The sequence below is a fragment of the Paraburkholderia tropica genome (genome assembly GCF_014171495.1).
Classification (GTDB): Bacteria; Pseudomonadota; Gammaproteobacteria; order Burkholderiales; family Burkholderiaceae; genus Paraburkholderia; species Paraburkholderia tropica.
Genome location: NZ_CP049136.1, coordinates 355871 through 371250, shown reverse-complemented (window position 1 = coordinate 371250; position 15380 = coordinate 355871). Strand labels below are relative to the sequence as shown.

Annotated in this window: 13 protein-coding genes; 5 read left to right on the top strand and 8 right to left on the bottom strand. The window is 61.2% G+C overall.

From position 1 onward, the window contains the following. The first annotated feature begins 6 nt into the window (after positions 1-6). Together G5S35_RS25220 and G5S35_RS25215 are read left to right on the top strand one after the other, a co-directional pair. Complete coding sequence (locus G5S35_RS25220; RefSeq protein ID WP_161495590.1) at positions 7-1551, top strand: methyl-accepting chemotaxis protein; 1545 nt, start codon at positions 7-9, stop codon at positions 1549-1551. A gap of 259 nt (positions 1552-1810) precedes the next feature. Next, positions 1811-4213, top strand: coding sequence for a TonB-dependent siderophore receptor (locus tag G5S35_RS25215; RefSeq protein WP_161495591.1), 2403 nt, complete (start codon positions 1811-1813; stop codon positions 4211-4213). 140 nt (positions 4214-4353) lie between these two features. Here G5S35_RS25215 and G5S35_RS25210 read toward each other — a convergent pair whose 3' ends face one another. From G5S35_RS25210 to G5S35_RS25190, 5 genes are all read right to left on the bottom strand, one after another. Beyond that, complete coding sequence (locus G5S35_RS25210; protein WP_338048732.1) at positions 4354-5355, bottom strand: proline dehydrogenase family protein; 1002 nt, start codon at positions 5353-5355, stop codon at positions 4354-4356. A gap of 258 nt (positions 5356-5613) precedes the next feature. Next, positions 5614-6162, bottom strand: coding sequence for an NADPH-dependent FMN reductase (locus tag G5S35_RS25205; protein ID WP_183039860.1), 549 nt, complete (start codon positions 6160-6162; stop codon positions 5614-5616). A gap of 103 nt (positions 6163-6265) precedes the next feature. Further along, on the bottom strand, positions 6266-7039 hold the full coding sequence (locus tag G5S35_RS25200) for an ABC transporter ATP-binding protein (protein WP_183039859.1): 774 nt from the start codon (positions 7037-7039) through the stop codon (positions 6266-6268). Between the two features lie 44 nt (positions 7040-7083). Beyond that, positions 7084-7947 carry an ABC transporter permease gene (locus tag G5S35_RS25195; protein ID WP_183039858.1) on the bottom strand — a complete coding sequence of 288 codons (864 nt, stop codon included), beginning with the start codon at positions 7945-7947 and terminating at the stop codon, positions 7084-7086. 50 nt (positions 7948-7997) lie between these two features. Then, the gene (locus tag G5S35_RS25190; RefSeq protein ID WP_183039857.1) at positions 7998-9425 is read right to left on the bottom strand and encodes an ABC transporter substrate-binding protein; all 1428 of its coding nucleotides are present in this window, start codon (positions 9423-9425) and stop codon (positions 7998-8000) included. Positions 9426-9931: 506 nt separating this feature from the next. Here G5S35_RS25190 and G5S35_RS25185 point away from each other — a divergent pair. From G5S35_RS25185 to G5S35_RS25175, 3 genes are all read left to right on the top strand, one after another. Next, on the top strand, positions 9932-11140 hold the full coding sequence (locus G5S35_RS25185; RefSeq protein ID WP_065059817.1) for an alpha/beta hydrolase family protein: 1209 nt from the start codon (positions 9932-9934) through the stop codon (positions 11138-11140). 146 nt (positions 11141-11286) lie between these two features. Then, entirely contained in the window at positions 11287-11658 is a 372-nt protein-coding gene (locus tag G5S35_RS25180; RefSeq protein ID WP_074985577.1) for a translation initiation factor Sui1, read from the top strand. A gap of 308 nt (positions 11659-11966) precedes the next feature. After that, positions 11967-12611: a hypothetical protein gene (locus G5S35_RS25175; protein ID WP_074985524.1), complete on the top strand. Its 645-nt coding sequence runs from the start codon at positions 11967-11969 to the stop codon at positions 12609-12611. Between the two features lie 47 nt (positions 12612-12658). Here G5S35_RS25175 and G5S35_RS25170 read toward each other — a convergent pair whose 3' ends face one another. From G5S35_RS25170 to G5S35_RS25160, 3 genes are all read right to left on the bottom strand, one after another. After that, a complete protein-coding gene (locus tag G5S35_RS25170; RefSeq protein ID WP_065059814.1) occupies positions 12659-12973 on the bottom strand; it encodes a helicase in 315 nt (104 codons plus the stop codon). A 350-nt stretch (positions 12974-13323) separates the two neighbouring features. After that, positions 13324-14100: an IclR family transcriptional regulator gene (locus tag G5S35_RS25165; RefSeq protein WP_065059813.1), complete on the bottom strand. Its 777-nt coding sequence runs from the start codon at positions 14098-14100 to the stop codon at positions 13324-13326. A 24-nt stretch (positions 14101-14124) separates the two neighbouring features. Then, positions 14125-15246, bottom strand: coding sequence for an FAD-dependent monooxygenase (locus G5S35_RS25160; RefSeq protein ID WP_183039856.1), 1122 nt, complete (start codon positions 15244-15246; stop codon positions 14125-14127). Positions 15247-15380 lie beyond the last annotated feature (134 nt).

Genomic DNA, 15380 nt, shown 5'->3' with positions numbered 1-15380 from the left:
ATGAAGATGCAGAACCTTTCGATCGGCAAGAAGTTGACCTCGGCGTTCTGCGTCGTCATTGCGTTTTTCCTCGTCAGCTCGGCCGTGTGCTGGTACGGCCTCGACGCCATCGACCAGAAGCAGCAGCAAAACGCCGTCTCCGTGCAGGCGCAGCGGCTCGTGAAAGACGCGAGCGCCGATTACCTGAACATCATCTGGGCGCTGCTCGCCTATAACCTCGACGGTCAGCCTGGCCACATGAAGTGGAAGGTCGATCACATCGGCGATTTCCGTACGCGCATGGCCGCGATCAAGGCGCTCGATCCCGCCGATACGGCGCGCAATCAGCTCATCGATACCGCCGTCGCGCAGTACGACGCGTGGGAAGCGAAGGTCGTCGATCCGATGCTCGCGATGCGCACGCAGGTGAACGAGGGCAGCGCCACGCTCGCGCAACTGAGCGCGCTGACGGAGAGCTTCGGCAGCTATCTGGGCACGGGCGACATGATTGCCGCCGTCGATGCGCTCGACAAGGCCGAGAGCCAGCGCATCGAGGCGCGCACCGCGGAACTCGCGTCGCTGCGCCACACGATCTATCTGAGCGTGGCGCTGGCCGCCGCGTTCGCGGTGGTGTGCGCGGGGCTGGCCGGGCGCTGGCTCGTGACGGCGATCCGCGATCCGCTGTCGCGCGCCGTCGATACCGCGCAGGCGATTGCCGCCGGACGTCTCGACAGCCGCATCGAACGCAATCGCACCGACGAGACCGGCCGCCTGCTTGCGGCGATGGATGCGATGCAGACGTCGTTGCAGACCATCGTCGGGTCGGTCACGCAGGGCGTGGAAGCCGTGAAGGTCGGCGCCGCGCAGATCGCGGCGGGCAACACGGACCTGTCGTCGCGCACCGAGCAGCAGGCGGCGGCGCTCGAACAAACGTCGGCGACCACGCATGAACTGACCGAAGCCGTGCGTCAGAACGCCGACAATGCGCGTCACGCGTGCGATGTCATCGTGCGTGCGATGAACGCGGTGAATGCGGGCAATACGCTGTCGAGCGATCTGATCGAGACGATGAACGAGGCGTCGGGCAGCGCGGAAAAGATCGCGACGATTACGGCGATCATCGAAGGCATCGCGTTCCAGACCAACATTCTCGCGCTCAACGCGGCGGTTGAAGCGGCGCGCGCGGGCACGGAAGGGCGCGGCTTCGCGGTGGTCGCCTCGGAAGTGCGCTCGCTCGCGCAGCGTTCGTCGACGGCGGCGAGAGAGATCAAGGAATTGATCGAACAATCGACGATGTCGATCTCGGGCAGCGTGACGCGCGCGCACGACGTCGGCGCAACGATGACGCGTTTGCGCGCCGATATCGCCACCGCGAAGGACGTGTTCGAGACGATCGCGCAGGCTTCGAACGAGCAGAGCCGTGGGCTCGAACAGGTCAATCAGGCCATCGCGCAGATGGACCAGGTCACGCAGCAGAACGCCGCGCTGGTGGAAGAGGCGGCGGCCGCCGCGCATGCGCTCGATGAGCAGGCCGTGCGTTTGCAAGGCGCGGTGGCGGTGTTTGCGGTGTAAGGCGCAGCTTGCCTTGATGACGGCGAACGTGCGGCGGCCGAATCGAAAGCGCACGCCGCCGGTTCATTGAGCACGCGCCATCGGCGCTCCATCGATTGCCCGTCTGGCCCGCCGGGCGGGCGTCGTGCGCTACCGAGCCTGGCATCGGGCAACCTCGCCGGACGTTAAAAAATTTTCAGAATCGATGTCAGGGTTTGGTGAAGTCGTGCGTCTTCTTCGGTAATGGTTCTTATTTCGTTACCCGTTGGAGATGTCTTTCATGATGTGCCCCCGTTTTCCGCTCGCCACGCTGGCGGCCGCCGTCATCCTGGCCGTCGCCGTGCTCGAGGCACCTGCCGCGCGCGCCCAAACCCCCACCGCCGCGGCGCCCGAGGCGCTTGCCGACTTCTCGATTCCGGCTCAGCCGCTGGGCGACGCGCTCAAGGAAGTGGCACGTCAGGCCAACGTGCAGTTGCTGGTCAAATCCTCGCTGGTGGCGGGCAAAACCTCGCCCGCCGTGAAGGGGCGCATGACGGCGAACCAGGCGCTCGGGAGCGTGCTCAAGGGCAGCGGTCTGTCCGCCGACGTTCGCGACGGCACGGCGACCGTTGCCCCCGCGCCGGCCGCGCCGGTCAGCGAAACGGACAACACGCTGCCGGCGGTGGTGGTCTCGGCGGGCCCCGACGAGCAGCGGCCGACCGAGCAGACCCACTCGTACACGATCAAGACGACGACGGCGGGCAGCAAGATCGCGTTATCGCCTAAAGAAACGCCGCAGTCGGTGTCCGTGCTCACGCGCCAGGAAATGAACGATTTCCAGATCAATAGCGTGAACGACGCGCTGCGCCACATCACGGGTGTGACCGTCGAGCCGTACGATTCGTACGCGACCGATTTCACGTCGCGCGGTTTTCAGATCACCAATCTGCAATTCGACGGCATTGGCATTCCGCTCGTCTATACGTCGCAATATGGCGATATCGACATGGCGTTTTACGACCGCGTCGAAGTGCTGCGCGGCGCCGACGGCCTGAACGCTGAAACCGGCAACCCTTCCGCGACGGTGAATTTCATCCGCAAGCGCCCGACTTATGATTTCCAGGCATCGGCGGGTATTTCATATGGATCGTGGGACAAGAAGCGCGTTGACGTCGATATTTCCGGGCCGCTGAACAAGGCGGGCACGGTGGCGGGCCGACTGGTCGCGTTTCACGAGGACGGCAATTCGTACACCGACCGTCTTAAGCCGAGCAAGGATGGCATTTACGGCGTGGTCGAAGCGAACCTGACGCCGAGCACGCTCGCAACCGCGGGCTTCAGCTATGAGTACAACCGCCTGGGCGGCGCAAGCTGGGGCGGCTTGCCGCTGCTCGATGCATCGGGAAACGCGCTCAATTACGACGTGCACGCGAGCATGGCGCCGAAATGGGCGTTCTTCAATACGCAGGAGCAGCGCGCTTTTGCGGAGTTGAAGCAACAGATCGGCTCGCGATGGACGTGGAAAACATCGGCCAACTGGAGCGACATTTATAACAACGCGCGATTTTTTTATCCCTACGGTTCGCTCGAATCGGATGGATCGGGCGTCAATTCGTATACGTCGAATTACGAGTCGTCGAATCGGCAGATCGTGCTCGATTCGAGCCTGAGCGGCAAATTCGATCTGTTCGGACGCACGCATGAACTGACCTTCGGCGCCAACTTCTCGCGCTCGGAATTTACGAATCCGTCTTCCGAAGGCGAGGGCGATGGCGTGCCGGTCAGCTATGCCGATCTGCTCGCGGGATCGTATCCGGAACCGACATCGTGGGGCGAAAACGCGACGCGCGTGCATTATCTCGACGTGCGCCGCTCGCTTTATGCATCGTCGCGATGGAGCCTGACCGATCGCGCGCATCTGCTGCTCGGCATCAACTATACGCAGGCGGCCAGCAGCGGCGATTCCGCCGGCACCAGCTATAACCAGCAGTCGTCCGGATCGGCGCCGTATATCGGCCTGACTTACGATCTGACGCGCGACATTACCGCGTATGCCAGCTTCACCAAGATTTTCAATCCGCAGTATCAGCTCAACGCGAATAATCAATTGCTCGGGCCGGCGCGCGGCCGCAGCGCGGAAGCCGGGATCAAAGGCGCATTCTTCGACAACCGTCTGAATACCTCGTTGACGGTGTATCGCATTCATCAGTCGAATATCGCCACGGAAGCGGGATTCAACGCGGACACGGGGCAATACTATTACTCGGGCGGCGACGCAACGTCCGAAGGTATCGAAGCGGAAGTTTCCGGGCAAATCACGAACGACTGGAACGTCAGCGCGGGTGCAACAATCCTGCGTGTCACCGACGACAACGGCCAGGCGACACAACTGTTCGTGCCGCGCAAATCCGCGCATTTGTCGACGACTTATCGTCTGCCGTACTTCGATCACAAGCTGACAGTAGGCACGAGCGTGCGTTGGCAGAGCGCCACGAGCTATGTCGACGAAGGTGTGGGCATGGCGCGTCAGGGCGCTTACACGGTGCTGGATTTCATGGCCCGTTACGACGTGAACAAGCACTTCACGATTACCGGCACGCTGAATAACGCGCTCGACAAGAAATACTGGTCGACGATGGAATACAGCTATAGCACCTACGCTGCGCCGCTTAATGGCAGCGTCAATCTTACCTGGCGCTATTGAGTGCTGAATGGCTGGCGGGCGGCGTACGTTGGTTGACGTGCGCCGCTGTTTTGGTAATACGCGCCAGTTGCGCGAAAGCCGTCAATCGAATCGGGACCGACTATTGAGTCGGTCCTTGTCGATAACGGCTTCCGTCACCCTTAGCGAGCCCGCTCGCCCGATATCATCGCGGCGAGAATATAACCTGCGATACGCGGATTCTCCTTGATTCGCCTTGTGCTATAGCCGTACCAGTCGCGGCCGTAGGGTACATAGACCCGCACGTTGAATCCTTGCGCGAGCAACGCGTCGCGCTGCGATTCACATACGCCCAGCAACATCTGAAACTCGAATCGCGAGCGGGCGATCTGTTCGCGTTGCAACCAGCCGGTTAGCGCATCGATCAAATGCGCATCGTGTGTTGCAATGCCCACGAACGATCCGGCCTGAATGGAATTCGAGACGTGCCGAACAAAATGCGGATTGATCGCGGCGCGGTCGCTCGATGCGCCATCAACGAGATGCGCGGCCGCCTCTGCATAAATGCCCTTGCAAATACGCATGCGGCTTTTGCGCGCCTGAAGCGCAATGATGTCGTCGTTCGTGCGTTTTAAATACGCCTGCAACGCGATTCCGACTGGAAAGCCGCTCGCTTCGAGCGTCGCGAAAGCGTCGAGCGTTCTCTGCGTGCAATGGATGTCCTCCATATCGATGCACGCACGAATGCCTTTCGACGCTGCTGCGCGCAATATGCGGGAAACGCGCGACATGCACGCGGCGTCGTCGAGCAACAATCCGAGTGCGGTGAGCTTGATGGATAGCTCGGTGGTTTCATTACCGGTGCCGAGCGCCTCGATGAGCTGGAGATAGCTGCGGGCCATCGACTCTGCTTCATCGGCCGTGGAGGCCGTTTCGCCCAGCACGTCGATGGTGGTGAGAAAGCCTGCCGTGTGGAGCGCGTGAATACGCGTGTGAGCTTCGTCGAGCGTTTCGCCGGCAATATAGCGGCGGGAAATCCTGCGGATGAGCGAACGCGGAACGAGCGGGATGGCGTGCGCCGCCATCGTATTGAGAATACGCATGTTGTGGTCTCGTGAAAACGCAACCGCATGAATCGCGATCCGGAAGATCGGTTCATGCGATATCGCCGGACTGTCTTTCACGACAGGTCCGGGGCGAATGCCCAAGCCGATGCAGTGACTGCATCGATAGGGGCTTTCAGTGCGCTTTCGCGGGAGGCCAGGCAGCTGCGTACATTTTCGCGTTTCGCGTGGAGTGTAGGTGTTTCCGGTTTGCTGGGCGTGGGTTTAACGCCCGTCTGGTTACGTCTTTGTAGCAGCGCGAATCGTAGCACGAACGGGTAATTTCTATGGGCCGATGTGTGAATCTCTGCCGCTTGTTCTATGAATGGCAATCGCGTTTCACACCGCCTCCGCAGCCTGCCTCGAACGAACAAACGCAACGACATCGGCGAGAAATGCAGCGATTGCCGTTTCATTTTCGGGCAAGCGCAGCACGGTCAACATTTCCGACGGCGACTTGCCAACCAGCGGAACGCGCAGAAAAGCCGAGTCGATAAAACCATCGCTGACCGTAGAGAGAACGAGCCGTAGCGACGCCAGCATGTCATTGCCGCGGTGCGACGCATGAGCAAGCGCGATCGGCTTCCCGATCACTTCGAATCGGGACACCATCCAGTCGATTGCGTTCTTGAGTCCGCCGGGAATCGCCCTGACGTATTCGGGGCTTGAAATAATGATTGCGTCGGCGTCCGCTGCGAGGTCAACGAATCGGGCTACTGGCGCGGGCAATTCCGCGCGCTCCGAGTCGGGAGAAAAAACGGGTAGCGTGTCGAGCGATGCGAAGACCGATAACGTTACGCCTGCCGGCAAATGGTCCTGCATCGCTACAAGGAGCGCGGTATTCGTGGACTCGCGGCGCGCGCTCCCCGAGATGGCCAACAATTTCATGTCGATTTCCTGTCTGGACACATATTGTCCCATTGCGGAAATCTTAACGGAAAGTCGACGGTCTGGATGCGGATGCAGGCCGCCACCCGAACGCGCGCGCAGCCTAGTTCGTTGCTTCGCGCAGCAAGGCGAGCAAACGGCGTTTGGTATCGACGAAACCCGCTTCCGTTGTGCTTTCGTCGTTACGCGGCCTCGCGAGCGGCACGGCGATATCGGCGACGAGGCGCGCGGGGCGTTGAGACAGCATCAGGATGCGGTCGCCGAGAAATAGCGCTTCGTCGATATCGTGCGTGACGAACACGACGGTCGTGCGAATCTTCGCCCAGATGTCGAGCAGCAACGTTTGCATCATGCGGCGCGTTTGCGCATCGAGCGCGCCGAACGGCTCGTCCATCAGCAGAATGCGTGGGCGGTTGATCAACACGCGCGCAATCTCCACGCGCTGCTGCATGCCGCCCGACAACTGCGCGGGATAGTGCGACTCAAAGCCGGAAAGGCCGACCAGGGCGAGCAGTTCGGCGGCTTCGCGTCGCCGCTCGCGCGCGCCGACGCCCTTCATTTTCAGCCCAAAAGCCACATTGTCGATCACGCGTTTCCACGGAAACAGCGTGTGCTGCTGGAACACAAGGCCGCGATCCGGATGTGGACGGTCGACCGCGAGATGATCGACCGCGACTTCGCCGCGCGTGGCCGCAATGTGCCCCGCAATCGCACCGAGCAGCGTGGATTTTCCGCAACCGGAGGGGCCGAGTATGCAAACGAATTCGCCGGGTGCGATGTCGACATCGAGTGAATCGAGCGCGGCAATACGCGCATGCGGCGCCCCGACTTCGACGGTCAATGAGCGCACCTCGATACGCCCGGCTGCGTGTGCCACTGGCGTCCTGACGAGAGTTTCAGGTTGAATGGCGGATACGGTGCTCACCGGCGTGCTCCATTGCGTCGATACCACGGTGTCAACGCCGCGCCCATGCGCTTGATGAGCATGCTGCTGCCCATCCCGAGCACGCCGATCAGCGCCATGCCGACGACGATATCGGCGTAATTCTGCAATGTATAGGATTCCCAGGTGTAGTAACCGATTCCATATTGACCCGCGATCATCTCCGCAGTCACGAGGCAGAACCAGGCGGTGCCCATACCAATAGAAAGACCGGTGAAAATCGAAGGCGCAGCGCCCGGCAATATGACTTCGGTATAGAGCGACAGCGAGTTCGTACCCAAACCGCGTGCCGTAGCGATAAGCCGCTGATCCACGGCTTCCACGCCATGAATGGTGTTCAGCAGAATCGGAAACAGCGCGCCGATGAACGTCACGAACATCATGCTGATTTCCGAAGACGGAAACATCAGAATGGCGAGTGGAATCCAGGCGACGGCAGGAATGGGACGCAGCATTTCGAGCGGCGGCATCAGAAGATCTTCAAGCAGCGCATCCCGGCCAATCGCGAGTCCGAGTCCGACACCCACCACGGCCGCCGCGCAGAAACCGGCCAGCACGCGCGTGATGCTCGCGGCCAGATGCATGGGCAATTTCGGCGAGTGGAGCAAGGTCCACAGCGCGGGAATGGCGTCGGCGGGTGAGGGCACATTCGCGAAGGTGACGAAGCCCAGCGAAAGATGGATGTGCACGGCCGCTTGCCAGAGCGCGACGAATAGCAGGATCGCGGCCACGCGTCGCGTATAGCGGCGCGTCGGCGCGCCGCGTACCGTAGCGGAGTCCTTCTGCGCGGAGTCGGTGGCAACCGGGCGTTGTCGGCCCGTGAGGTCGAGCATGGCGGACATGCGGATTCCTCGTAAATGAAAATGTTCGACGGGGACGGAAACCGAAGCGATCAGCGGGAAGCAATGGCTTGCTGCGCGCCGGAGACGGCCGCGGTGTAATCGACAACCGCGCCCGACGTTTGCTGCGCGTAGGTATCGGCGCCCGACTTCTGCAGAAAGGCGGTAACGCCGCCGCGCGCATCGCGCACATACCACGCATCGGACGCAAAGAGCTTTTGTCCGCTGTCGTGATCCTGTACGTAGACCGCGCGGGGCTTGCTGCCGGATTGTTCGAGCTTGGCAAGCGCGGCGAACGCTTCCGCGGCGCTGGCGTAATTGCGCACGTGCGCTTCATTGCCGAGCCAGATTTGCGCGACTGCGTGGAAGTCGCGAATGGGTTTGCCGGTAATCGCGTCGTTTGCAACCAGCGGCTGACGCGCGTAGTTCTTCAACGCGGCGTCATAGTCGAGTCCCGAATCCTTGAACGCCTGGCGAATGTAGCGGTCGTCGATAAACGTGTTGGCGTCGAGATTGACGTCCGTTTTCTTGAGCAGCCTCAGCGTGTCGATCGCCGTGGCCACGGCCTGGCGATATTCGGGCTTCCATGTCAGATCGCGAGTCTGCAGGCCGCGCGGACCGTGATAGAGATAATCGACCGGCGCATCGATGCCCGTCGTTTTTTCGATCAAGACGCTGTATTTCTCGGGGTCTTCTCCGATCAGGCGATTTGCCTCAATGGTGGCGCGCAAATACGCGACCACGACCTCGGGGTATTTCTGCGCGTAGGCGGCGTCGACGAGCGCGCCGTGAAAAGTCGGCGTATGGCTTTGTGCGCCATCGTAGATTTTGCGCGCGATGCCGCGATACGGGAACAGGTCGGCGAACGGCACGAAGTCGGCATGGGCGTCGATCTTGCCGGCCTTCAGCGCGCTGCCGGCCACTTCCGGCGCTTGCGTGATGATGTTCACGTCAGTATCGGGATTCCAGCCTTGCGCCTTGATTGCGCGAAGGAGCATGCCGTGCGCGGTCGATGCAAACGGCACGGAGATTGTCTTGCCTTTCAGGTCGGCGAGCGAGTGCACCGGAGAATTGACGGGCACGACGATGCCGTTGCCGCTGCCATCCGTGCTGCCTTCGAGCACGGTGATGAAAATGCTTTTACGGCCTGCCTTTTCGAACGCCGCGCCGTTGAGCGAGCCCGGAAAATCCGCCATCGCGCCGAAGTCGAGCTTGCCTGCCACCATTTCATTTGTGAGCGGCGCGCCGGAGGTGAAGTCTTTCCATTCCACGTCGTATTTCACGTTCGCGTATTTGCCGGTGTGCGGCAGATATTTGTCGAGCAGATGCAATTCACGGATCAGCAGACCGCCGGTCGCGCAATTAATGGTGGTGTCCTGCGTGCCGATTGCAACGCGAATGGTCTCGGCGTGGGCTGTCACGGCAGTGGAGAGCAGCAGCGGCGCGGCGAGAAGACGAATGAGCCGTTGGCGTGTTTTCATGGCTGATCGGGCAAGTAGTGTGGGTGGTGGCGTGTGGAAATATTCCTGGCTCCTCGTCGGGAGCGCAGGTGGGCGTCCGTGAGACGATCACCGGTCGGCTGGCGCGCGGCATCCGATTCGTCGGCAACATGCATCGCTTGTCATAACAAGATGTGAGGCAGACTACTTTGACTTTTATCCGCGACAAACCAACTAATTCAGATATCTATTTCGCGCGATATCGGTGAATGATGTTGTGTTGTGAAATGCGATGTTGTGGCGGCAGTGAGGCGGCAATGCGGAAAGGCTGGCGCGGGCAGTGCAGATTGGTGTGTGCGGGAGAGGCTGAGGCGTTGGACGTGCGTGGCGTCGTTGAAGGGTTTGCTAACCTTGGTTTTTTGGTGGCGATTCGTGTCGGCGGAGAGTGCTGTGCGGGAGGGGGAGTCGACCAAACGCTGTCAGTCGACACCTCGTGCCAAACCGTTGACAATCAGCCCATCGGCGATGCCAACCCACGGGAGTGAAACATGTCTGCGATCTTCAAAGACGAACTTCACGAACAACTCGGAACCTGGCCGCTCGCCTACATTCCTTACGGCGGCGCTGACTATGGCGAGGTCGAGGCAATCGCCCGGACGATTGGAGACGGAGACGACGCCCTCTTTTATGACGCCTGGAGCGCAGCCGCTGATCGCATGATGGTCGACGGTCGACAAGCTGAAACCCAAGGCCATCGGGCTAGTGCGAGAGAGTGTTTTCTAAGGGCCGCGTGCTTTTATGGCAAATCTTTTCATCCCTTGTTCGGACAACCAGTCGATCCCCGTGTGAGGTTGGGTTCTCAAAAGCAAATCGCGGCATTCGAGCGCGCGCTCGCATTAAGCGAGCCGGCCATTGTGCGCCAGCATATTCCCTTTGAAGGGACCTCGCTGCTCGCTTATGTCATCCCCGCGCAGGGATGCGCCAACGAAGTTCGACCGCTCCTGATCTTCAACAACGGATACGACGGCACGATTACCGACCTTTTCTTTGCATCTGCGGTCGCCGCATCCCGGCGCGGCTACCATTCATTGATCTTCGATGGTCCCGGGCAAGGTACGACCTTGATCGATCACGGCATCACGCTCAGGCCGGATTGGGAGAACGTGATCAGTTCGGTGATGGACTTCGCATTAACGCTGTCGAATGTCGATCCGCTCAAGATCGTGTTGTGCGGTTGGAGTCTGGGCGGCTACCTTGCGCCGCGTGCGGCGTCTGGCGAGCGTCGTCTTGCAGCCTGTGTCGCGGACCCCGCGCTAGCTTCCGTGGCGGATGGATTCCGCACGTATGTGATGAAGTTGGGCGCGACACCTGACGAGGCAGCAAACCTCGGCGATTTGCCGGAGGCGCTCATGGAACGCCTCACCCACATCGTGGCAAACGACAGGAAATTGACCTGGAGTATCGCGAAGCGCGGTTACTGGGTGAATGGCGCCGGGGCACTGCGCGACTATCTCGCATCGGTTGAACACTACACGATGGATGGGCGTATCGGAGACATTCACTGTCCGACTCTGTTCACCATGGCCGAACACGATACCCTCGCCGCTGGAACGCAAAATTTTTTCGATGCACTACGCTGCCCCAAAACCCTGATTCGATTTAGCAGCAATCAGGGAGCTGGCGAGCATTGCGAGATGCGTAATCGCTCCCTCGTCAATCGGCGTGTACTGGATTGGATAGACGAAGTGCTGGCTTAGCGCGATGGTGTCGCGGGTGACCGCTTTCGCGTCACTGCAATGTCTCCTTTGTGTCGAACTCCGACATCAAACGAATCAGAACGCACCCAGGAGCAACAACCGCAACCTGCTAAACTAGCTGATTGCTGGCCTTTATGTCTTTGTGCATGTCTATCGTCAAGAGCAGTTCGAAGGGTGGCCTCGTTTACTCAACAGACGGCGGACGCATGTGTCCCGAGTGCCGCCACGCGGTCACGGAGTGTATATGCAAGGCGATTGCCCGGACACAACCACCAGGGGACGGCGTCGCGCGGGTCGTTCGCGAGACCAAAGGCCGGGGCGGGAAGAGCGTGACGGTCGTGAGAGGATTGGCGCTCGACCCCGTTGCCCTTGCCTCGCTGGGCAAACAATTGCGCACCGTCTGCGGTTCGGGTGGAACGGTCAAAGATGGCGTGATTGAAGTACAGGGCGATCACTGTGACCGTATTATCGAAGAGCTCAAAAAGTCCGGTCATCGGGTGAAGCGCGCCGGTGGCTAATTCCGTCGATTGACGCAGGCGAAAAGCGTAATCGACCAAGCTCGGCGCTAACTCGCCAACCGCGTCGATTCACGAACGTCATCGCGTAATCGAGCGCTACCCGTCACTTTCATCCGATCCACCATGGATCGATCACACCACGCTTTGGGTGCATCGATGACGACCCAAGCCGCGCCAGACACTTCGAACTAGCGAACTAGCGCACCAGCGAATCGCCCCAGACACGACACCCGACCGCTCAAACAGGTGCGATTTCGGTCGTCAGGGGCGGCCATTCGCGAGACATCAATCATGCTGGAGAGAGGCAAATGAAGAAAGGAAAGACGAAACTCACGCGTCTTGATGCTGAACGACTTTTCGAGGGACTTCCCGCCTCGAGCGCACGCGTGTCGAGCCGGCCCGAGAACCCATTCGATACAGCGGTGTTCACCAAGAGCAAACGCGTCGACGACGAAGCCAGACTCTGGAAAGACAACCTCATCACGTTCCCACTGGCGATCACATTGCCTGCGGGATATGCCTCGGTATCCGCCTTGCGCGAGGCGATGGTACGCGCATGGCGCGTGAGGTGGGTGCGGGAGGAGGGAAAGCTCGTGGTCGCCGAATTTCCCGAGGGTTGGACTGCCGTTCGTCCGCAGACTGGCCCCATTGAGTTGCGCGACTCGGCCGGCGTAGTCCGCGCCCTTTTTGGATGGGCCGAAGACGCCGAACTCCGGATTCTGCCGAGGTATCAGGTCGAGTCGCAGACGAACAGTTCGAGTGGACTGGGCAGCCTGCTTGTCAGAGATAGAGAAAACGGCCAGATTCTCGAGAGATCGTCAATCTGGTCCGCTAAAACGGGCACCCATCATCCGGATTGGGGCAAGCTGTCACTGTGGCTCGGTTCACGTTACCCGCAACATGGCGATCCGCTGCGCTACTGGAGCGATTGCGAGGCAAACATCAAAAATTAGCCGATTTTTGCGGATTGCGTCACGGCCAGATTCGCTCGTGTCGTTTTCTATGCGTCTTTCAGCCAGGGCATTTCCACAGGTGACACCACCAATTGCCGGGACTCACGCTCCAGCTCAAAAATGAACCCGACCAGGATCATGGAGTCGGCATAGGGAATCGGAAATACGTGAGGATTTTCTGCGGCGCGTAGCGGGCGCGTGGGCGTGTCCGCCGTTGTTGCGGCGTTTTCGCGGACGCTTTCCAGTTCGTCGGCCATCGATTGCCCACTGAGTTTCATAACGCGGCTACGCAGGTCGATGAAGGGTTCGATGCGCGCCCCGTCTTCATTGTATTCGGGCACTTCATAGATAAACCAGGACACTTTTCTCTCCCAGAAAAAGGCAGTTATTTTAACAGCGGGCGTGCCAGGCGACTCGACGCTGCTGCATCGATCACTCGCAGCAAGTGATGGCAATGAAAACGGCCAACTGCGAGTAACGGCGTCGTCGGCGGAGTACGGCCATGGACACGCGGTCGTAGCTGGCGCGCTTATTCTTGAGCCGTTATGACGAGATCACGACGGCATGCCGACATTTCAATTTTCCGTCCAGGCCTCGGGTTTCGCAGCAAACATTCATTTCTACGGCGATCGGGAAACGATCTCAGCCATTCAGCGCCGTTACTAGCTCGCACGTCCCCCGAAATCACCAATCTCACCGATCGCTTTCACCCTCAAAACACCGACCCCGCAAGCGCATTCGCCGCCGCCTTCACGCTGTTCTCAACCTTCGCCCGCAAGCCCGTATCGGCCAAAAACGCCGTATTCGGCCCGGCAACGCTCAGCGCCGCGAGCACGTCGCCGCGCGTGTCGCGCACGGCGACCGCGCAGGAATCGATACCCGCCTCCAGCCCGGAAAAACTCCACGCATAGCCTTTCTCGCGCACGGTATCGAGCGTGCGCTCGAGCGCGTTCCAATCGGGCGGCGCGTCGATCCCCGGCTGATTCGCGTAACGCGCGCGCAGCGCTTCACCGTCGGCTGATGCAAGCATGGCCAACCCCGGCGTCGCGCGATGCGCGGGCAGACGGCTGCCCACGCGAATGCGCGTCACAAGCGGCGTATCAGGCGTTTCGCAAATCAGATAAACGATCTCAGCGCCTTCAAGCACGGCGAGAAACGCCGAAAGCCCGGTCTGTTCGACGAGCCCCGGCAGAATCTGGCGCGCGCGCGCCGTGAGATCGGATGCGCCGAGCGCGCTCGCGGCGAGCGTCAGAAACGGCAGGCCGAGCCGATGCGAGCCGCCCGCCGGCCGCTCCTGAATCAGCTCCGCCGCCTTGAGCGACTCGATGAGCCGCATCACCGTGACCCGGTTCACGCCGATCTGCCGCGCGACGTCGCTGAGGTTGGCCGTCGAGCCGCCTTCCGCGATGTAGCGCAGCAGGCGAAACGCCCGCTCGACGGGAGAACTGGCCGCCTCGGCGGATGAGGGGGAAGACGTATCCGTACGCATCTGATCCTGTTGAAAAGCGTGCCGTTATTGCAGCGGCACCGTCCACGCATCGTAGCCATAGACCCAGTCGGCGTTGCCGCCGCTCTTGAGCCAGTTGTTGCCGCGCGAGCCAATCTGCACGCGCGCCGTGCGTTCCTGGCGCGCGCGCGCATAGCGTGCGAGCGCGTCGTCGAGTCCGGCGGGCGCGACGTCGGTCAGCGCGCGCGCGAGCACCACGGCATCCTCGATCGCCATGCCCGCGCCTTGCGCCATGAACGGCATCATCGGATGGCAGGCGTCGCCGAGCAGCGTCATGCGCGCGCCGCTCCATTGCGGCAACGGATCGCGAATATACAACGCCGACGCGAGCACCGTGTCGCAAGCGTCGAGCAGCGCGCGCGCTTCCGGGTGAAAAGCGGCATAGGCGCGGCGCAGCGCGTCGGGGTCGCCGGGCAGCGTCCACGATTCGTTGGTCCAGTCGCTTTGCGACGTGGTCGCGAAAATGAACACATCGCGGCCACGGTTGAGCGGGAACGTGACGATCTGCAGGTCGTCGCTCGGTCCCCACCATTTCACGAACGCGCCCGTGTCGATGCCGCTCAGGCGCTCGACGGGCACGACCGCGCGGTACGAGACGATGCCCGTGAACTGCGGATGCTCCGCGCCGAACAGATGGCGGCGCACGCCCGAGTGAATGCCGTCCGCGCCGATCACGAGGTCGAACGCGTGCGTCGTGCCGTCCGCGAGCGTGATCGTGGCCGCGTCGGCCTCCTGTGCGAACGAGACCGTGCGCTGGCCGAGGTGCAGCACGCCCGGCGCGAGCGCGGCTTCGAGCGCGCTCATCACGTCGGCGCGATGCATCGTCAGCTGCGGCGCGCCGTACTGGCGTTCCGCTTCGTCCGACATGGCGAGGCGCGAGGTTTCCTCGCCGGTGTCCCACATGCGGCTGATGCGGGCGTTGGGCCGCGCGGCCGTCTCGCGCAGTTGTTCGCCGACGCCGAGTCCGTCGAGCGCGCGGACCGCGTTCGGCGTGAGATTGATGTCCGCACCCACGCGCCCGAAGCGCTCCGCCTGCTCGAACACCGTCACGCGATGTCCCGCGCGGTGCAGCGCGATCGCCGCGGCCAGTCCGCCAATTCCGCCGCCCACCACTCCAATTTTCAGCATGTCTGTCTCGTCCGTCCGGTTGCTCGATAGGTCTTCACATGTTCAAAAATGAACACATAGAACATAAATGAACCGACATTCTGCGGCGGAAGATTTTTGACATCAAGCAAAAAATGCAGCGATCGACGCGATGG

What these genes read in the sequence shown, in the direction of transcription:
- G5S35_RS25220 (WP_161495590.1), top strand. Translation starts at nt 7, where the DNA reads ATGCAGAACCTTTCGATCGGCAAGAAGTTGACCTCGGCGTTCTGCGTC.
- G5S35_RS25215 (WP_161495591.1), top strand. Translation starts at nt 1,811, where the DNA reads ATGATGTGCCCCCGTTTTCCGCTCGCCACGCTGGCGGCCGCCGTCATC.
- G5S35_RS25205 (WP_183039860.1), bottom strand. Translation starts at nt 6,162, where the DNA reads ATGAAATTGTTGGCCATCTCGGGGAGCGCGCGCCGCGAGTCCACGAAT.
- G5S35_RS25195 (WP_183039858.1), bottom strand. Translation starts at nt 7,947, where the DNA reads ATGTCCGCCATGCTCGACCTCACGGGCCGACAACGCCCGGTTGCCACC.
- G5S35_RS25190 (WP_183039857.1), bottom strand. Translation starts at nt 9,425, where the DNA reads ATGAAAACACGCCAACGGCTCATTCGTCTTCTCGCCGCGCCGCTGCTG.
- G5S35_RS25185 (WP_065059817.1), top strand. Translation starts at nt 9,932, where the DNA reads ATGTCTGCGATCTTCAAAGACGAACTTCACGAACAACTCGGAACCTGG.
- G5S35_RS25180 (WP_074985577.1), top strand. Translation starts at nt 11,287, where the DNA reads ATGTCTATCGTCAAGAGCAGTTCGAAGGGTGGCCTCGTTTACTCAACA.
- G5S35_RS25175 (WP_074985524.1), top strand. Translation starts at nt 11,967, where the DNA reads ATGAAGAAAGGAAAGACGAAACTCACGCGTCTTGATGCTGAACGACTT.
- G5S35_RS25165 (WP_065059813.1), bottom strand. Translation starts at nt 14,100, where the DNA reads ATGCGTACGGATACGTCTTCCCCCTCATCCGCCGAGGCGGCCAGTTCT.
- G5S35_RS25160 (WP_183039856.1), bottom strand. Translation starts at nt 15,246, where the DNA reads ATGCTGAAAATTGGAGTGGTGGGCGGCGGAATTGGCGGACTGGCCGCG.